At 72.3% G+C, this 17683-nt stretch carries 17 protein-coding genes; 11 read left to right on the top strand and 6 right to left on the bottom strand.

The genetic code is table 11. From position 1 onward, the window contains the following. The first annotated feature begins 41 nt into the window (after nt 1–41). Complete coding sequence (locus Q5762_RS28455; RefSeq protein ID WP_315895116.1) at nt 42–290, top strand: acyl carrier protein; 249 nt, start codon at nt 42–44, stop codon at nt 288–290. A gap of 79 nt (nt 291–369) precedes the next feature. Then, a complete protein-coding gene (fabF, locus tag Q5762_RS28450) occupies nt 370–1632 on the top strand; it encodes a beta-ketoacyl-ACP synthase II (RefSeq protein WP_315895115.1) in 1263 nt (420 codons plus the stop codon). Between the two features lie 380 nt (nt 1633–2012). On the opposite strand, the gene Q5762_RS28445 is transcribed toward fabF, so the two are convergent. Then, nucleotides 2013–2507 carry a DUF3145 domain-containing protein gene (locus Q5762_RS28445; protein WP_315895114.1) on the bottom strand — a complete coding sequence of 165 codons (495 nt, stop codon included), beginning with the start codon at nt 2505–2507 and terminating at the stop codon, nt 2013–2015. 270 nt (nt 2508–2777) lie between these two features. On the opposite strand from Q5762_RS28445, the gene Q5762_RS28440 reads away from it, so the two are divergent. Continuing rightward, nucleotides 2778–3692, top strand: a complete 915-nt coding sequence (locus Q5762_RS28440) for an SGNH/GDSL hydrolase family protein (RefSeq protein ID WP_315895113.1) — start codon at nt 2778–2780, stop codon at nt 3690–3692. Further along, complete coding sequence (locus Q5762_RS28435) at nt 3689–4621, top strand: aldose epimerase family protein (RefSeq protein WP_315895112.1); 933 nt, start codon at nt 3689–3691, stop codon at nt 4619–4621. Before Q5762_RS28440 ends, Q5762_RS28435 begins: the two co-directional genes overlap by 4 nt. Nucleotides 4622–4872: 251 nt before the next feature. Here Q5762_RS28435 and Q5762_RS28430 read toward each other — a convergent pair whose 3' ends face one another. Continuing rightward, a complete protein-coding gene (locus tag Q5762_RS28430) occupies nt 4873–7329 on the bottom strand; it encodes a glycoside hydrolase family 3 C-terminal domain-containing protein (protein ID WP_315895111.1) in 2457 nt (818 codons plus the stop codon). Nucleotides 7330–7487: 158 nt separating this feature from the next. On the opposite strand from Q5762_RS28430, the gene Q5762_RS28425 reads away from it, so the two are divergent. From Q5762_RS28425 to Q5762_RS28415, 3 genes are all read left to right on the top strand, one after another. After that, the gene (locus Q5762_RS28425) at nt 7488–8093 is read left to right on the top strand and encodes a TetR/AcrR family transcriptional regulator (protein ID WP_315895110.1); all 606 of its coding nucleotides are present in this window, start codon (nt 7488–7490) and stop codon (nt 8091–8093) included. Between the two features lie 78 nt (nt 8094–8171). Then, nucleotides 8172–9425 carry a pyroglutamyl peptidase gene (locus Q5762_RS28420; protein WP_315895173.1) on the top strand — a complete coding sequence of 418 codons (1254 nt, stop codon included), beginning with the start codon at nt 8172–8174 and terminating at the stop codon, nt 9423–9425. Nucleotides 9426–9433: 8 nt separating this feature from the next. Continuing rightward, on the top strand, nt 9434–10147 hold the full coding sequence (locus tag Q5762_RS28415; protein WP_315895109.1) for a carbon-nitrogen hydrolase family protein: 714 nt from the start codon (nt 9434–9436) through the stop codon (nt 10145–10147). Between the two features lie 75 nt (nt 10148–10222). Here the strand turns inward: Q5762_RS28415 and Q5762_RS28410 are convergent, their stop codons facing one another. From Q5762_RS28410 to Q5762_RS28400, 3 genes are all read right to left on the bottom strand, one after another. Continuing rightward, the gene (locus Q5762_RS28410) at nt 10223–11041 is read right to left on the bottom strand and encodes an EI24 domain-containing protein (RefSeq protein WP_315895108.1); all 819 of its coding nucleotides are present in this window, start codon (nt 11039–11041) and stop codon (nt 10223–10225) included. Between the two features lie 116 nt (nt 11042–11157). Continuing rightward, nucleotides 11158–11580: an organic hydroperoxide resistance protein gene (locus Q5762_RS28405; protein ID WP_315895107.1), complete on the bottom strand. Its 423-nt coding sequence runs from the start codon at nt 11578–11580 to the stop codon at nt 11158–11160. 64 nt (nt 11581–11644) lie between these two features. Beyond that, nucleotides 11645–12664, bottom strand: a complete 1020-nt coding sequence (locus Q5762_RS28400) for an NADP-dependent oxidoreductase (RefSeq protein WP_315895106.1) — start codon at nt 12662–12664, stop codon at nt 11645–11647. A gap of 98 nt (nt 12665–12762) precedes the next feature. On the opposite strand from Q5762_RS28400, the gene Q5762_RS28395 reads away from it, so the two are divergent. Continuing rightward, entirely contained in the window at nt 12763–13197 is a 435-nt protein-coding gene (locus Q5762_RS28395; protein ID WP_315895105.1) for a MarR family transcriptional regulator, read from the top strand. Between the two features lie 15 nt (nt 13198–13212). Here Q5762_RS28395 and Q5762_RS28390 read toward each other — a convergent pair whose 3' ends face one another. Further along, nucleotides 13213–14094: a hypothetical protein gene (locus tag Q5762_RS28390; RefSeq protein ID WP_315895104.1), complete on the bottom strand. Its 882-nt coding sequence runs from the start codon at nt 14092–14094 to the stop codon at nt 13213–13215. A gap of 122 nt (nt 14095–14216) precedes the next feature. On the opposite strand from Q5762_RS28390, the gene Q5762_RS28385 reads away from it, so the two are divergent. From Q5762_RS28385 to Q5762_RS28375, 3 genes are all read left to right on the top strand, one after another. After that, nucleotides 14217–14828, top strand: coding sequence for a hypothetical protein (locus Q5762_RS28385; RefSeq protein ID WP_315895103.1), 612 nt, complete (start codon nt 14217–14219; stop codon nt 14826–14828). Nucleotides 14829–14965: 137 nt separating this feature from the next. Then, nucleotides 14966–16009 (top strand): rod shape-determining protein, encoded by a 1044-nt coding sequence (locus Q5762_RS28380; RefSeq protein WP_315895102.1) that lies wholly within the window; start codon nt 14966–14968, stop codon nt 16007–16009. 217 nt (nt 16010–16226) lie between these two features. Continuing rightward, nucleotides 16227–17683, top strand: a 1457-nt coding sequence (locus Q5762_RS28375) for a homocysteine S-methyltransferase family protein (RefSeq protein ID WP_315895101.1), incomplete at its 3' end; no start/stop codon positions are given.

Raw genomic sequence — 17683 nt, 5'->3', positions numbered from 1 at the left:
CGGAAGCCGTTTACCGAAGCAATCACAGAAGGAGCGCCAACATGGCCTTCACCCAGGAAGAGATCGTCAAGGGTCTTGCCGAGATCGTCAACGAGATCGCCGGCATCCCGGTCGAGGACGTCCAGCTGGACAAGTCCTTCACCGACGACCTCGATGTCGACTCCCTGTCCATGGTCGAGGTCGTTGTGGCCGCCGAAGAGCGCTTCGAGGTCAAGATCCCGGACGAGGACGTCAAGAACCTCAAGACGGTCGGCGACGCGACCGACTACATCCTGAAGCACCAGGGCTGATTCGGCCCCTGCTGACCCGGTCAGCCACCCGGCGGTGGCGCCGTATTCCGACCATCACACACATGGAGAACGAATTCCTGTGAGCTCGACCAATCGCACTGTGGTCGTCACCGGTATCGGCGCAACCACACCGCTGGGTGGCGACTCCGCATCGACCTGGGAAGGTCTGATCGCGGGACGCTCCGGCGTCAAGGCTCTCGAGGGCGAACGATTCGCCGAACTGCCGGTCCAGATCGCGGCGCCCGCCGCGGTGGACCCGGGCGACGTTCTGCCCCGCCCGCTCGCCCGCAAGCTGGACCGCTCGGCGCAGTTCGCGCTGATCGCGGCCCGTGAAGCGTGGGCCGACGCGGGCTACACCGCCCCGGCCGGTGAGGACGACAGCATCGCGCCCGAGCGGCTCGGCTCCGTCATCGCCTCCGGCATCGGCGGTGTCACGACTCTGCTCGACCAGTACGACGTCCTGAAGGAAAAGGGCGTCCGCCGCGTGTCCCCGCACACCGTGCCGATGCTGATGCCGAACAGCCCCTCCGCCAACGTCGGCCTGGAGGTGAACGCCCGGGCGGGCGTGCACACCCCGGTCTCCGCGTGCGCGTCGGGTGCCGAGGCGATCGGCTACGCCGTCGAGATGATCCGTACGGGTCGCGCCGACGTGGTCGTGGCCGGCGGTACCGAGGCGGCGATCCACCCGCTGCCGATCGCGGCCTTCGCCAACATGATGGCGATGTCCAAGAACAACGACGAGCCGACGAAGGCCTCGCGTCCGTACGACACGGGCCGGGACGGCTTCGTGCTCGGCGAGGGCGCGGGTGTGGTGATCCTCGAGTCCGAGGAGCACGCGAAGGCCCGTGGCGCGCGGATCTACTGCGAGGTGCTGGGGCAGGGCCTGTCGGCCGACAGCCACCACATCGCGCAGCCCGAGCCGACCGGCCGGGGCATCGCGGCCGCGATGCAGAACCTGCTGGACGCGACGGACCTGAAGCCGGCCGAGGTCGTGCACCTCAACGCGCACGCGACGTCGACGCCGCAGGGTGACGTCGCCGAGATCAAGGCGCTGCGCAAGGTGCTCGGCGACGACCTGGACCATGTCGCGATCTCCGCGACGAAGTCGATGACGGGTCACCTGCTCGGTGGCGCGGGCGGCATCGAGACCGTCGCGACGGTCCTGGCGCTGCACCACCGCCTGGCCCCGCCGACGATCAACTGCGACGACCTGGACCCGGCCGTGGAGGCGGACATCGTCCGCGACCAGCCCCGCGAGCTCCCGCAGGGCACGATCGCCGCGATCAACAACTCCTTCGGCTTCGGCGGCCACAACGTGGTGCTGGCCTTCCGCACCATCTGACCCGAAGTCACGCATGAGGCCCACCCCCGGGCACGGGGTGGGCCTCTGCCACGCCCGCGGTCGCGGCCGGACGGAGTCCGGCACAGCGCTCCGAAGCCCGCGAAGCGGCGCGAGGGGCGCACGAGGAAGGGGCCAACTCCTTCGGCTTCGGCGGCCACAACGTGGTGCTGGCGTTCCGCACCATCTGACCCGAAGTCACGCATGAGGCCCACCCCCGGGCGGGGGTGGGCCTTCGGCGTTCCGGCCCGGGGCCGTTGCGCTGTGCAGGGCCCTTGGGGTGGACGGACGGGCACGGGGCGGACGCGCCCGCCAGGGCGCCGCTCCGTTGTGCCCACCCTCCCCCGGACTTCGTCCGGGGGAACCCCCATCGCCCCAGCGGATCAGACGACCTGGTGCAGCCAGCGGACCGGGGCGCCCTCGCCGGCGTAGCGGAAGGGTTCCAGTTCGTCGTCCCAGGGCTTGCCGAGGAGTTTGGCGATCTCCGCCTCCAGCTCCGTCTCGCCGCGCACGGAGCGGGCGAGGGCGGCCCGCAGGCGGTCCTCCGGGATCAGGATGTCGCCGTGCATGCCGGTGACCGCGTGGAAGATGCCGAGTTCGGGGGTGGCGCTGTAGCGCTCGCCCTCGGCGGTCGGGCACGGCTCCGCGGTGACCTCGAAGCGGAGCATCTGCCAGCCGCGCAGCGCGGAGGCCAGTTTGGACGCCGTACCGGTTTCGCCCCGCCAGGAGAACTCGGCTCTCCACGTGCCGGGCGACGCAGGCTGGCGGATCCAGTCGAGCTGGACCCTCGCACCGAGGACACCCGCGACCGCCCATTCGACGTGCGGGCACAGCGCGCGCGGTGCGGAGTGTACGTACAGGACTCCACGTGTCGTCACCGGGACCTCCAGTGTGGGACGAGGTTCGCCTTTCCCAGCGGCCTCAGTAAACAGCATCGGGAGTAAAGTCCGTAAACCCCCGAAAAGGGGACAGCATGTGACGTGATGTAATTTACCGGAGCCGATTGGCAAAGGTGCCTCTGGTTCGACGGGGGAAAAGCTACCGTGCCGCACCGCCCTTGGGGTGACGTACGGTCGGTCCGGGGGCCGGTGGACACGAAGCTTTCACTCGCCAGGACGCCGACCGGATGCGGGAGAAGGGCCAGGGGGATGCGCGGGAGCCGACGATTCCGTACCACCGTCGCCGCGGCGGGGGCCGTGGCGCTGCTGTGCGCGGGCGTCCTGACGGGGTGTGAGACGGCGGAGCCCGCCGCGGAAGCCGCGCGGAAGATGGCGCCGACACCACGGCCGACCCCGCTCTGGGACCGTACGCCCGCCTCCGTCGCCGCCGTCGGCGACTCCATCACCCGCGCCTTCGACGCCTGTACGGTCCTGGCGGACTGCCCGGAGGCCTCCTGGGCGACCGGCACGGACACCGGGGTCAACAGCCTGGCGCTGCGGCTCCTCGGCCCCGAGCGGGTCGGCGAGCGCAGCTGGAACCTGGCGCGGACCGGGGCCCGGATGGCGGAGCTGCCCCAGCAGATGGCGCGGGCGGGCGCCCGCAGGCCGGAGCTGGTGACGGTGATGATGGGCGCCAACGACGCCTGCCGGGACCGGGCCGAACTGATGACCCCGGTCGCCGAGTTCCGCGCGGACTTCGAGGCGTCGCTCGCGAGTCTGCGGGCCGCCGCGCCCAAGGCGCAGGTGTACGTGTCGAGCGTGCCGGACCTGAAGCGGCTGTGGGCGCAGGGCAAGGGCAGCCCGATGGGCCGGCAGGTCTGGAAGCTGGGGATCTGCGCCTCGATGCTTGCCGACGCCGAGGATCTGAGCGCACCGGCCGAGCGGCGCCGGACGGCGGTACGGGACCGGGTGGTGGCGTACAACGAGGTCCTGGCGGAGGTCTGCGCGAAGGACGAGCGCTGCCGGTACGACGGCGGGGCCGTGTTCGGCTTCCGCTTCGACGGCGGGCAGCTGAGTCCGTGGGACTGGTTCCATCCCAGCAGGAACGGGCAGGCGCGGCTCGCGGAGCTGGCACATCGGCAGGTGACGGCCTCGGAGCCGCCCGCGAAGGGTTCCGGATCATGAGGATCACCCGGGAGCCCTTCGGTTCGGCCGACGGCACGGACGTGTCGCGCTGGACGCTGGAGCGGGGCGCCGTGCGGGTGCGGGTGCTGACGTACGGCGGCATCGTGCAGTCCGTGGTGACGCCGGACCGGGACGGCGTGCCGGGCGAGTCGGTCCTCGGGTTCCCGGATCTGACGGGCTATCTGAAGCATCCGGAGCTGTACTTCGGCGCTCTGGTGGGGCGTTACGCCAATCGGATCGCGGGCGGGTCGTTCGCCCTCGACGGCACGGCGTACCGGCTGGCCCGGAACGGCGGGCCGAACTGCCTGCACGGCGGGGAGCGCGGCTTCGACAAGCACGTGTGGGACGCGGAGGAGGTCACCTCGGGCGTACGGCTCTCCCGGGTGAGCCCGGCCGGTGAGGAGGGCTTCCCCGGCCGCCTGAAGGTCTCGGTGAGCTACCGGCTGCGGGAGGACGGGGCGCTGTGCATCGGCTACCGGGCGGTGACGGACGCGCCGACGGTCGTGGCGTTGACGAACCACGCGTACTGGCGGCTCGGCGGCGGGGCGCACGAGCTGCGGGTCGCAGCGGACCGCTGGACGCCGACCGACGAGACGGGGGTCCCCACCGGGGCGTTCGCCGAGGTCGCGGGCACGGAGCTGGACTTCCGTACCGGCAGGCCGCCGGCGATTCCGCTGGACCACAACTTCGTCCTCGACGGGGGCGGTTCGCCGGCCGCCGAGCTGTACGCGCCGGACACCGGGCGGGCGGTGGGCGTGGACACGACCGAGCCCGGGCTCCAGGTGTACGCGAACCCGGAGCTCGGCGGGGTCGCACTGGAGACCCAGCACTTCCCGGACTCGCCGAACCGGCCGGAGTTCCCGTCGACGGTGCTGCGGCCGGACGAGGTGTACATGTCCACGACCGTGTACCGCTTCGGCACGCGCTGAACGACGCACCGAACGGCACGCCGAACCAAGCGGCGAAAGCGACGCTCTCCGAGACGATCTCCGGAATGTCCGGGGAGCCCGAAGATCGCCGGGCCCCGCGGGAACGTCGAGCACCCAAGAGCCACGGGGGGCGGGTGGCGAGGTGACGCTGCGGCCGGTCGAAGGCGCCGACCTCGGCGAACGACGTGCTGCAGCCCCGGGGCGGCTGTCAGGTTCCGCCCCGGGGCCGGTCATGAGGGTGTTCCCCGGCCTCAGATGTCCAGCGTGGCCGTGAGGCGCGCGTCGGTCAGCGAGTGGGCGGCCCGCACCTCGTACGTGCCGGCGACGCAGGACCAGTCGCCCTTCTCCTCGTCCCAGACCTCGAAGGCGCGGCGGGGCAGCGCGATCGTGGTCTCGACGCTCTCGCCGGGGCCCGCCGCGACGCTCGCGAAGCCGGCCAGCCAGCGGGCCGGGCGCTCCACGGTCGTGCTCCGCGCGCTGTCAGGCACGGTCGACTGCGGCGCCAGGTAGACCTGGACGACCTCGCGGCCGGTGCGGCTTCCGGTGTTGGTGATCCGGACCTTCGCCTCGGTGGGGGTGACTTCGAGGGAGTCGTACGTCCAGGTGGTGTAGCCGAGGCCGTGGCCGAAGGGGTACGCGGGGGTGGTGCCGGCCTTGTCCCAGGCGCGGTAGCCGATGAAGACGCCCTCGGCGTAGGCGAGTTCGCCGTCGGTGGGGGTGACCTCGGTGACCGGGACGTCGGCGAGGGCGACGGGCCAGGTGGTGGGGAGCCGGCCGCCGGGCTCCTCGGCGCCGGTGAGGACGTCGGCGAGCGCGTCGCCGCCCTCCTGGCCGGGGAACCAGCTGAGCAGGATCGCGGCGACCTCCTCGCGCCAGGGCATCTCGACCGGGGAGCCGGCGTTGACGACGACGACCGTGTTCGGGTTGACGGCGGCGACGGCCCGGACCAGCTCGTCCTGGCGGCCCGGCAGGCCGAGGTCCTTGCGGTCGAAGCCCTCGGACTCGACGCGCTCGGTGGTGGCGACGACCACGACGGCGGTGTCGGCGGCGCGGGCGGCCTCGACGGCTTCGGCGATCAGTTCGCCGGGGTCGCGGCGCGGCCCGAGGTGGACGAAGGAGAACATGACGGCCGGCAGCGGGGCGGCGAACTCCTTGTCGAGGGTGTGGAGCAGGGAGACCTCGACGGTCTGGCCGGCGGTGAGGGCGACCTTGGCCCGCTCGACGGGGGAGCCGAAGAACGCCTCGAAGGGGTCGGTCTCGGGGCCCATCGTCTGGACGCCGTCGAAGACGCTCTCCCCTGCGATGCGGAGGGTGTAGGCGCCGAGGCCGCGGGTGCCGAAGGAGTGCTCGCCGGACTCGCGCGGGGTGAAGGTGCCGACGACCTCGATGGAGGCGAGGGTCTCGTGGGTGGCGCCGGCCGGGAGGTCGTCGCCGATCCACTGGACCTGGCCGTTGGGCAGGGTGCCCTCGCCGAGGATGTCGCCGGCGGCGTCGCGGCAGATCGCGCGGAGGGTGAAGCCCTGGTCGGCGGGGGTGAGTTCGTCGCTCGGGTCGGCGCCGATCGTGAAGGTCAGGGCGCCGTCGGGCAGGGCGGCGGTGAGGCCGTCGAGCGGGGAGACGGTGTGGTCGGGGAAGACCTGGGCGGAGCCGCCGCCGAGGACCCGGGCGTCGCGGGCGGCGGCGCCGACGAGGGCGACGGTGCCGGGCTTCAGGGGGAGCGCGCCCTCGTTCCGTACCAGGACGAAGCCGCGGCGGGCGATCTCGCGGGCGAGCGCGTCGCCGTCGATGGCGGCCGGGGGCTCGGCGACGACCGGCGGGGCGCCTTCGAGGGCGCCGACGCGGGCGGCGAGCCGCAGCACGTTCCGTACGGCCGCGTCGACGGCCGACTCCTCGACCTCGCCGGCCCGGACGGCGGCGGCGAGCGCCTCGCCGTATACGGTCTGCGGTCCTGGCATGGCGACGTCGAGGCCGCCCTCGATGTCGCCCTTGGTGGAGCGGGCGGCCATCCAGTCGGAGACGTTGTAGCCGTCGAAGCCCCACTCGCCGCGCAGGACCTCGTTGACGAGGTAGCGGTGCTCGGTCATCGTCGCGCCGTTGACCTGGTTGTAGGCGGTCATGATGCCCCAGGGGTGGGCGTTCTTGACGATGGCCTCGAAGGGCGCGAGGTAGAGCTCGCGCAGCGGGCGCGGGGCGATCGTGTTGTTCACGGTGAAGCGGTCGGTCTCGGCGTCGTTGGCGACGAAGTGCTTGACGGTGGTGCCGACGCCGCCGTCCTGGACGCCCTGGACGTAACCGGTGCCGATGGCTCCGGTGAGGTACGGGTCCTCGCTGTAGGCCTCGAAGTGGCGGCCGCCGAGCGGGGTGCGGTGCAGGTTGACGGTGGGGGCGAGGAGGACGTGGACCCCCTTGCGACGGGCCTCCTGGGCGAGCAGGCGGCCGGCGCGGCGGGCGAGGGCCGGGTCCCAGGCGGCGGCGAGGGCCGTCGGGGAGGGCAGGGCGACGGACGGGTCGTCGGCGGTCCAGCGGACACCGCGGACGCCGATCGGGCCGTCCGACATCACGATCGACCGCAGTCCGATCTCGGGGACGGCCGGCAGGGACCACATGTCCTGACCGCTGAGCAGCCGTGCCTTGGTGTCCAGGTCGAGCTTGCCGAGCGCCGCCTCGACGGCCTGCTCGCGGACGGTCTCCGCGCTGTTCTCCGTCACGGCCGTACCTCCTCGTTGAAGTCGTTGTGGGGCCCATGGTGGACCTCGTACCTGTAGAGCGGTAGGTTACGTTATTATTTCGTAATGATTCGATGCCGTACGGTCCTCGTGACGAGGAGCCTTCGGGCGGACGAACAGCGGGGGAAGGGGGCCACGGCGTGGTGCGGGCCAGGAGCGAGGAGCGGCGCGCGGACATCGTGCGCGCGGCCCTTGAGGTGATCGCCGAGCGCGGCTACCGGGGCGCGTCGCTCGGCGCCGTCGCGGAGCGGGTCGGGCTGACGCAGCAGGGGCTGCTGCACTACTTCCCGACGAAGGAGGCCCTGCTCGTCGCGGTCCTCGCGGAGCGCGACAAGTGGGACACCAGCGGGGCGGGCTCGCGGGAGGGCTGGCGGCTCGACCTGATCGACTCGCTGGTCGAGTACAACGCCATGCGGCCGGGGATCGTGCAGACCTTCTCGGCGCTGCTGGGCGAGAGCGTGACGGAGGACCATCCGGCCCGCTCGTTCTTCACCGAGCGCTACTCCCAGGTCCGTTCGGAGATGGCGATCGTGCTGCGCCTGGAGTTCGGCGAGCGCCTGCCGAGCGGGCTGACACCGGAGCGGGCGGCTCCGATCCTGACGGCGGTGATGGACGGGCTCCAGTACCAGTGGCTGCTGGACCCGGCGGCGGTGGACATGCCCGCCGTGTTCCGGGACTTCCTGCGGCTGCTGTACGGCGGTGAGCCCGGGGACCTCGGGCAGCCCGGGGACACAAGCGACAAGTGAGGGCGCCGTAGCGGGAGTTACGGGTGAGCCGGGATACTGCGCGGGCCGGTTTCCGACTCGACGGAGGTTCCGCCCGTGCTGTCCCGGATACGTCACGCAGCGCTCGGTCTCGCGCTGATCACCGCAACCCTGACGCTTGGCGCGCCGCCCGCCTCGGCCGCCGGGGTCGGCACCGTGGAGGAGGCGCGGCTCGACCGCGCCGCGCCCCAGGAGATCCTCCGGCGCGGTGGATTCGCCGCCGCGGCACCGGAGTTCGCGCGGGCGCTGGCCGGCGCGGAGTCGTACGGGGAGGCCGAGCGGGCGGTCGTACGGCACGGGGCACGGCTCTGGCGGGACGCCGTCGACCGGGCACAGGGGCGCCGGGTGCGCGGTGACCTCAGCGTGGACGACGACCGCCCGCTGTACTGGGCGCGCCTCGCCCTGACCCGCGAACTGCGCGGCTGGGACCCGCAGTTCACGCTCTCCGAGGAGGGCAGGGACCGGCTGCTCGACCGGCTCGAACGCGCCTCGCGCGGCCAGGACGCGATCCGGTTTCCGGCCGGCAAGGGCGTGAAGCGGATCCTGCTGACCGGCTTCGACCCCTTCACGCTCGACCGGGACGTCCGGATCAGCAACCCGTCCGGGGCCACCGCGCTGGCCCTCGACGGGACCTGGATCGGGACGGCGGACGGGAGCCCCGCCCGGATCGAGACGGCCGTCTTCCCGGTCCGCTGGCAGGACTTCGCGGACGGCACGGTCGAGCAGACCCTGCGCGCGCACCTGCCGGAGGTGGACCTCTTCACCACGGTCAGCCAGGGCCGGCCGGGCCGCTTCGACATCGAGCGGTACAACGGCGCCTGGCGGGGTGGCTTCCCGGACAACGAGAACGTCTCCCGCACCGGGACCGTCCCGGTCGACGACCCGGCCGCGCGGCCCCAGTGGACGGCGACGACCCTGCCGTACGCCTCGATCGTCGCGGCGGACACCGGGCGCTTCCCGGTACGGGACAACACGGCGGTGACGGAGATCCCGGCGGGCGGGACCGGGCCCGTGGAGCGGGCGGACGGTCCGACGCCGGGGTCCACGGCCCGCGCGGGCGGCGGCGGGAACTATCTCTCCAACGAGATCGCCTACCGGGCGACGCTGCTGCGCGACCGGCTCGGCCTGCGGGAGCTGCCCGGCGGACATGTCCACACGCCGGTCCTGGAGTTCGGCGCGGGCAACACCGACCCGGCGACGGGCACGGTCACGGATCCGGAGTTCGTCCGCAACCGGCTGGACATCATCGGCCAGGTCCGGGCGATCGTCGCGGTGGCGGCGGGGGCTTCCGCTCCCGGCGCGGCGGCGGGATGATGGCGGTCATGATCATCGCAGCCGCACAGTTCGCCCCGGTCACCGGGGACGTCGAGGCCAACCTCCGGACGGCGGCCGGCCTGGTCCGCGCCGCGGGTGCCGAGGGCGCCCGGGTCGTCCTCCTCCCCGAGCTGGCCGTCACCGGCTACGAACCGGCCCTCATCGGCGCGACGCCGGCCATGTCCCTCACCGAGGACGACGTCCGGCTGGAGCCGGTACGGGAGGCCTGCCGCGCGGCGGGCACGGCGGCGGTGGTCTGCGCCGCCGTGTACACGGCGGGGGGCCGGCCGGCCATCGCCTCCCTCGTCATCGGCCCGGACGGGGAGCTCCTCGCCCGGTACGACAAGGCCCATCTGCACGGCATCGAGAACGAGGTCTTCGCCCCGGGTACGGCCGACGGCCGCTTCACCCTCGACGGCGTCGGCTTCGCGCTCGCCACCTGCTACGACAACCGCTTCCCCGAGATCGCGGAGCGGGCCGTCGCCGCCGGCTGCACGGTTTATCTGGCGAGCTCGGCGCTGGACGCCGACAGCGACCAGTTCGAGAAGGTGTATCCGGTACGGGCCAGGGAATTCGGGCTGTACGTGGTGCTGTCCAACCCGCTCGGCACGAGCGAGGCGGGCACGTGCGTCGGCCGCAGCGGCGTCTGGGGCCCGGACGGCGAGCTGATCGTCGACGCGGGCCCCGAGCGGGCGGGGTTCGTCCTCGCCGAGGTGGGGTGACCAGGGGTGGGCTGACCAGGGGTGGGCCGGCCAGGGGTGGGCCGGCCACGGGTGGGCCGGCCACGGGTGAGCCGGCTAGGCGCCCTGGCGCTTCCGCAGATCGGGGGCGCCGGCCGGGACCGTGGTGGGGGCGGGGGCCTCGTCGTCCCCCGTACCCGCCTCGCCGGTCAGCTCGCGGGCCATCAGCGTCGCGCCCGCGACCGCGCCCGGCATCAGGAACACGGCGAGGAACGGGACCAGGAACGACAGGGTCAGCGGGACGCCGAAGCCCAGGGTGAGCATCCGGCGGCCCCGGAGCATGGTGAGGCGCTCCTTCAGCTCGACGCCACGGCGCTGGAGGGCGACGGACGTCAGCTCATGGGCGAGGAAGAAGCCGGAGACGCAGAAGCCGATGACCGGTACCACCGTCTGGCCGACGACCGGGATGAAGCCACAGGCGAAGAGCAGGATGCCGTACAGGACGACCCGGAGCAGCACGCGCAGGCTGTCGCGCGCGGAGATCCACAGCTCACGCCAGAGCGGCAGGCCGGACTCGGGGACCTCGCCGCCCTCGGTGCGGTCGACCTGCTCGGAGAGCGACTCGTAGAACGGCTGGCCGACCAGCAGGGTCACCGCGGTGAAGGTGATGATCGAGAGGAAGAGGCCGAAGGCGAAGACCAGACCCGTCAGGAAGCCCCGGAAGAGGCCCTGCCACGGGGAGGTCCAGTCGTCGGCGAACGGGGTCGCCCAGGTGGTCAGGTCGTCGGCTCCGTAGCCGAGACCGATGAGCGCGCCCACGTACAGCACGAGGGTCACGAGCCCGGGCAGCAGCCCGAACCCGAACCAGCGGCCGTGCCGGCCCACCCACTTCTGCCCCTGTACCAGAAACCCGAACCCAGCCCCGAGATCACGCATGTCGATCACCCTATCGGGCGGCCGGGACCGGCCTGTACGAAGCCGGAACCGGCCCGTACGAAAGAGAGCCGCACCCCGGTCGGTCGAGGTGCGGCCCACTTCATCGTATGCGGAACTCAGACGGCGAGCTCGACCGTGATGTTCCCGCGGGTCGCCTTGGAGTACGGGCAGACCTGGTGGGCCTTCTCGATCAGGCTCTTCGCGGTCTCGGCGTCCACGTTCGGGATGGTCGCCGATATCTTCACGATGATGCCGAAGCCGTCGTCGTTCTTGCCGATGCCGACCTCGGCGGTGACCGACGAGCCCGAGATGTCGGCGTTCTCATTGCGCGCCACGACGCCCAGCGCGCCCTGGAAGCAGGCGCTGTAACCGGCGGCGAAGAGCTGCTCGGGGTTGGTGCCCGCGCCGGAGCCGCCCATGGCCTTCGGCGGGTTCACCACGACGTCGAGCTGACCGTCGTCGGTCGCGACCCGGCCGTCCCGCCCGTTCTCGGCGGTGGCGACGGCGGTGTACAGGACGTCAGACTGCTGGATGGACATCTGGTTGCTTCCTTCTGCTGGTTCGCCGCGACTCGCGCCCACGATCGCGACGGCTGAGGGAAGACTAACGGGTCAGCGAAACGATCATCTTGCCGGTGTTCTCGCCGCGGAGCAGACCGAGGAAGGCCTCCGCGCCGTTCTCGATGCCCTCGGCGAAGGTCTCGCCGTACTTCAGCTCACCGGAGCGCAGCCAGCCGCCGACCTCCTGGACGAACTGCTGCTGCATCCCGTAGTGGTCGCCGACGAGGACGCCCTGGAGGCGCAGCCGCTTGCCGATGATCATGGCCATGTTGCGCGGTCCGGCCACCGGCTCGGTGTCGTTGTACTGCGCGATCATGCCGCAGATGGTGGCGCGGCCGTGCACATTGAGCGAGGAGATGGCGGCTTCGAGGTGGTCCCCGCCGACGTTGTCGAAGTAGACGTCGATGCCGTCCGGGGCGGCCGCGCGGAGCTGGTCCTTGACCGGGCCGTTCTTGTAGTTGAACGCGGCGTCGAAGCCGTACTCCTCGACGAGGAGCTTGACCTTCTCGTCGGAGCCGGCCGAGCCGATGACCCGGGAGGCGCCCTTGAGCTTGGCCATCTGGCCGACCTGGCTGCCGACGGCACCGGCCGCACCGGAGACGAAGACCGTGTCGCCCTCCTTGAAGGAGGCGACCTCGAAGAGGCCGGCGTAGGCCGTCAGACCGGTCATGCCGAGCACGCCCAGGTACGTGGAGAGGGGGGCCAGGTCGGGGTCGACCTTGGTGGCGTGCTGGGCGGGCACGTCGGCGTACTCACGCCAGCCGAGGCCGTGCAGGACGTGGTCGCCGACGGCGAAGCCCTCCGCGTTCGACGCGACGACCTCGCCGACCGCGCCGCCGTCCATGGGGTGGTCCAGCTTGAACGGCGGGACGTACGACTTCACGTCGTTCATCCGGCCGCGCATGTACGGGTCGACGGAGAAGTGCAGGTTCTTGACCAGGATCCGGCCCTCGGCGGGCGCGGTGACGGGGGTCTCACGGAGCGCGAAGTCCGCGGGGGTCGGCCAGCCGTGCGGGCGTGCGACGAGGTGCCACTCACGGCTGGACGCGGGAAGTACGGACATCGGCTCTGCCTCCTGGAACGGGAAAATTACTTCACCAACTGAAACAACCATGCGCTTCGATATTTCATGTTGTCAAGTATCTGGGTACGATGATGCCCATGGCCACCTCACGCACAGACCCCCTGACCCTCGAAGTCGTGGACCTGATCGGCACGGTCGTGGCGCGGTACCACGAGGAGTACGAGCAGGCGGCCTCGGAGCACGCGCTCACCGGCGCCCAGGCCCGGGTCCTCGGGCTGCTCTCCATGGAGCCGGTGCCGATGCGGAAGATCGCCCAGAAGCTGAAGTGCGAGCCGTCGAACGTGACGGGGATCGTCGACCGGCTCGAGACGCGCGGCCTGGTGGAGCGCCGCCCGGACCCGGCCGACCGCCGCGTCAAGCTGGCCGCGCCCACACCGGAGGGGCGTGACACCGCCCGCCGGCTGCGGGAGTCGCTGGACTTCGCGCGCGAGCCGCTCGGGCAGCTCACGGAGGTCGAGCGGACGCTGCTGCGGGACCTGCTGAAGCGGATGCTGGGCGAGGACGTGGCCTGACGGCCTCCTCGTCGGCTACCAGCAGATCCAGAGGAAGCAGCTAGGCTCCGGGCTCGGCGTGGGAGGTGCCGGGGTGGACGTCGGCCCGGTGGGCTGCCCTGTGGGCGTCGATCCGGGCGCCGAGGGGCTCCCGCTCTCGGTGGGACCCCCGGTGGACGCGGACGGCGAACCGGTGGGCGTGGCGCTCGAACCGCCCGCGCTACCGGCCGGGCCCTGATCGCCCCCGTTCCCGCCGCCTCGGCCGGATCCCGACCCGGACCCGCCGGACCCGGACCCGCCGGACCCCGATCCGCCGGACCCGGCGCCGGGTATGCCCGTATGCCCGGGCGCGGGAGTGTCCGTGTCCTTGGGTACGGCCGACGTCGACACCCGGACCGGCCCGGGGTCCGTGGTCCGGACGGCGCTCTCCGAAGGCACCGGCGGCAGTGAGGTCTCGACGACCTCGTCCTCCTGTACGGCGGTGGCGGCGCCGCCCTCGTCCGGGGGGTCCAGGGCCGCCTTCGTCAGGCTCAGCGCGCCGGTCGCGAGGACCAGGCCGAGCGCGCCCACCAGAACGTTTCGCCCCTTGCGACTGCGGGCCCGACGCCCCTTGCGCGAGGCCGCACGGCCGGCCGCGGCGGGCCCGGCCGCGGCGCCACGCCGAGCGGCGCGCCGGCTCCCCGCGGCGGGGCGCGGAGGCTCGACGACGTCCAGCTCGTAGACGTGCTCGGCCTCGGCCGCGTGCTCGGTCGGGGCCGAGTACGCGGTCGGGGCCGCATACGCGACCGGTGCCGAGTACGCGGCCGGGGGCGCGGTCGCGCGAGGGGGCTCGTACCGCAGCTCCTCCACCGGCGTTCCACACCCCGCACAGGCGAGGGCGCCGTTGAGATGCCGTCGGCACTGATGGCAGTAGTCCATGGCTGCCGCAGAGTATGTGTCGGCGGGACACCACAGGTAGGCGAGAACGTGTGGATCCTGTGAGGAAACCCCAGGTCGACGGCGTGTCGTCGTGATTCTCCCGCTTCGGGCAGGATGGTCGCATGACCTCGTCCGAGCCTTTCGGGCCCACCGAGTTCCAGCTCGTCCTGCTCCGCCGGATGGCCGACCACCAACCGGACCTCGTCGAGGACGCCGTCCGCGCGCTCGGGGCCTCCAGGACGGAGATGCGCGAGGCCAACCGGCGCTGGCAGGCCTGGGCGCACGCCCGCCGGGGCCCGGGCGGACTCGCCCGGTACCGCGCGGCGCTCGGCGAGCCGGTGGCGCGCCGCCGGGTGGAGCGGTACGACTCCGAGATCCTCCAGTGGGAGCTGCCGCTCTGGCCGCACCTGCGCTGGGAGGTCCTGGTGGGCCCGCTCGGCCGCCGGACGCCGGACGTCTGGGGCAGCGGCCTGGTCCGCGCGCCCGGCTCCCCCGTCCCCGAGCTGCGCACGGAGGCGGATCTGCGGCCCTGGAGCTGCACGGTCGCCGAGGTCGGGAACGCCTTCCCGCCGGCCCGGGCGCGCGACGGCGGCGCGCCGACCCGGCTGCGCCTGGACTTCACCCTCCCCGACGGCTCCCCCGGTGCCGCCGAGTTCACCTGGGGCCTGCTGCAGCGACTGCTTCCGCCCGCGTCGACGTCTGCTCCGACCGACGCCCCCCGGCCGGGTCCCTGACCTGGCGTCAGGGCTCTTTACACCCCCGGGCGGCTCATCCCAGCGCGCGCCGCGCCGAAGCGGGTCGCACGATGCGAACAGAACGCGAATCCACCTCGCCTCGCTCCGTGCCAGCACCGCACTCCGGAGGATCTGCCGTGACCGTCAGCCTTGAGCAGCTGCGCCGTTGCCATCTCGCCGTCGACCTGGGGGCCGCCAGGACCCGGGTCTTCGTCAAGGGCGCCGGGCTCGTCGTCGACGAGCCCAGTGTCGCCGCCGTGAACACCCGTACCGGCGCCCTCATCGCCGTCGGCGCCCTCGCCGAGAAGATGACCGGCCGCACCCCCGACTACATCCGCGTCGTGCGGCCCGTCTCCGGCGGCACCGTCGTCGACATCGAGATGGCCCAGCGGATGCTCCGTCATCTGCTCGGCGAGAAGCTCCGCCGCCAGCTGCGCCGCAAGCCCCGGCTCCGCGCCGCCGCCAGCACCCCGCACGACAGCGACCCGCTCGCCCAGCGCGCGGCCGTGGAGACCCTCGTCGGTCTCGGCGCCCGGCGGGTCGAGCTGGTCGACACCCTGATCGCGGCAGCCGTGGGCTGCGGACTCCCCGTCGAGCAGCCCACCGCGACCATGATCATGGTCTGCGGGGCGGCGACCACCCAGGTCGCCGTGCTGTCGCTGGGCTCCATCGTGACCGCCGAGCGGATCCCGGTGGGAGGTGACGCGATCGACCACGCGGTCATCCAGCACCTGCGCCACCAGCACGAACTGATGCTGCCCAGCCAGTCCGTCCGCCCGCTGCAACTCGCCCTCAGCGGGAACGGCCTGACCCTCCAGGGCCCCAGCTACACCGAGATCCACGGCCGGGACGTCGCCACCGGCCTGGCCCGCTCGGTGACCGTCGACACCGCCGCCGTACGCGACGCGATCCACACCCCGCTGACCGCCGTCCTCGACGGCATCGGCAAGATCCTGCGGGACTGCCCGCCGGACCTGGTGGCCGACCTCGCCGAGCGCGGCATCATGATGGTCGGTGGCAGCGCCCTGCTGCCGGGGCTCGACCAGATGCTGCGCGAGGCCACCGGGATGCCCGTGGCCATCGCCGAACGGCCCGACGTCTGCGCGATCCTCGGGCTCGGGGCCATGCTGGAGGGCAAGATCCAGCCGATGGTCCTCGACCCGCTGGCCGGCGCGGAGTGACCTCCGCGATCCTGCTCCCCGGACGCCGATACGTACGGGCCGAACCTTGACCTCCCTGTGAACCAGCTTCACCGAGACCTGACAGGTCTCGCGTTGACGCCCCGCTCCCAGCTGAAGAGGCTTACAGAGCGCCCCGCGGACTGCCGCGCCCCTGACCAGGGGTGCCGGTGCCACGGGGCGCGAAGCCGACAGCCGTCGCGATCCTGGGAGCTCATCCATGGCCTCGTCGCCGACCCCTTCCGTTGACAGCCGGACCCGCGCCGCCGCACTCCGCGAGGCACTCGCGACCCGGGTGGTGGTGGCGGACGGCGCGATGGGCACGATGCTCCAGGCCCAGGACCCCACGCTGGACGACTTCCAGCAGCTGGAAGGCTGCAACGAGGTCCTGAACGTCACGCGCCCGGACATCGTCCGCAACGTGCACCGGGAGTACTTCGCCGCCGGTGTCGACTGCGTGGAGACCAACACTTTCGGCACGAACTTCGCGGCGCTCGCGGAGTACGACATTCCCGAGCGGAACTTCGAGCTGTCCGAGGCCGGCGCCCGGATCGCCCGCGAGGTCGCCGACGAGTTCACCGCCGCCACCGGACAGCAGCGCTGGGTGCTCGGCTCGATGGGCCCGGGAACCAAGCTGCCGACCCTCGGGCACGCCCCGTACACGACGCTGCGTGACGCGTACCAGGAGAACGCCGAGGGGATGCTCGCGGGCGGCGCCGACGCGCTGCTCGTGGAGACCACCCAGGATCTGCTCCAGACCAAGGCGTCGATCATCGGCGCACGGCGGGCGATGGAGAGCGCCGGCTACACCGTGCCGCTGATCTGTTCGGTGACGGTGGAGACGACGGGAACGATGCTCCTCGGCTCGGAGATCGGCGCCGCGCTGACCGCGCTGGAGCCGCTCGGCATCGACATGATCGGTCTGAACTGCGCCACCGGCCCGGCCGAGATGAGCGAGCACCTCCGCTACCTCGCCCGGCACTCCCGGATCCCGCTGTCCTGCATGCCGAACGCCGGTCTGCCGGTCCTGGGCAAGAACGGCGCGCACTACCCGCTGTCCGCCGCCGAGCTGGCCGACGCCCAGGAGACCTTCGTCCGCGACTACGGCCTTTCGCTGGTCGGCGGCTGCTGCGGTACGACCCCGGAGCATCTGCGCCAGGTCGTGGAGCGGGTGCGCGGTCTGACGCCGACGGCCCGTGAGCCGCGTCCCGAGCCCGGTGCCGCCTCGCTCTATCAGACGGTCCCGTTCCGCCAGGACACCTCCTATATGGCGATCGGTGAGCGGACGAACGCGAATGGTTCGAAGAAGTTCCGCGAGGCGATGCTTGAGGGTCGCTGGGACGACTGCGTCGAGATGGCGCGGGACCAGATCCGCGAGGGCGCGCACATGCTCGATCTGTGCGTCGACTACGTGGGCCGGGACGGCGTCGCCGACATGGAGAAACTGGCCGGGCGGTTCGCCACCGCCTCCACCCTCCCGATCGTCCTGGACTCCACCGAAGTAGATGTCCTCCAGGCGGGTTTGGAGAAGCTCGGCGGCCGTGCGGTCATCAACTCGGTGAATTATGAGGATGGTGACGGGCCGGAGTCGCGGTTCGCAAAGGTCACGCGGCTGGCGCAGGAGCATGGGGCGGCGTTGATCGCGCTGACGATCGACGAGGAGGGCCAGGCCCGTAC

This window comes from Streptomyces sp. P9(2023) (assembly GCF_032436795.1).
In the GTDB taxonomy this organism is placed as follows: Bacteria; Actinomycetota; Actinomycetes; order Streptomycetales; family Streptomycetaceae; genus Streptomyces.
Note: the sequence above shows the minus strand (reverse complement) of the source record. Positions and strands in the feature narration are given on the sequence as shown.

Bases quoted from the DNA above. Each gene is read 5' to 3' on its own strand.
- Q5762_RS28455 (WP_315895116.1), top strand. From the start codon at position 42: ATGGCCTTCACCCAGGAAGAGATCGTCAAGGGTCTTGCCGAGATCGTC.
- Q5762_RS28440 (WP_315895113.1), top strand. From the start codon at position 2,778: ATGCGCGGGAGCCGACGATTCCGTACCACCGTCGCCGCGGCGGGGGCC.
- Q5762_RS28435 (WP_315895112.1), top strand. From the start codon at position 3,689: ATGAGGATCACCCGGGAGCCCTTCGGTTCGGCCGACGGCACGGACGTG.
- Q5762_RS28415 (WP_315895109.1), top strand. From the start codon at position 9,434: ATGATCATCGCAGCCGCACAGTTCGCCCCGGTCACCGGGGACGTCGAG.
- Q5762_RS28410 (WP_315895108.1), bottom strand. From the start codon at position 11,041: ATGCGTGATCTCGGGGCTGGGTTCGGGTTTCTGGTACAGGGGCAGAAG.
- Q5762_RS28405 (WP_315895107.1), bottom strand. From the start codon at position 11,580: ATGTCCATCCAGCAGTCTGACGTCCTGTACACCGCCGTCGCCACCGCC.
- Q5762_RS28400 (WP_315895106.1), bottom strand. From the start codon at position 12,664: ATGTCCGTACTTCCCGCGTCCAGCCGTGAGTGGCACCTCGTCGCACGC.
- Q5762_RS28395 (WP_315895105.1), top strand. From the start codon at position 12,763: ATGGCCACCTCACGCACAGACCCCCTGACCCTCGAAGTCGTGGACCTG.
- Q5762_RS28390 (WP_315895104.1), bottom strand. From the start codon at position 14,094: ATGGACTACTGCCATCAGTGCCGACGGCATCTCAACGGCGCCCTCGCC.
- Q5762_RS28385 (WP_315895103.1), top strand. From the start codon at position 14,217: ATGACCTCGTCCGAGCCTTTCGGGCCCACCGAGTTCCAGCTCGTCCTG.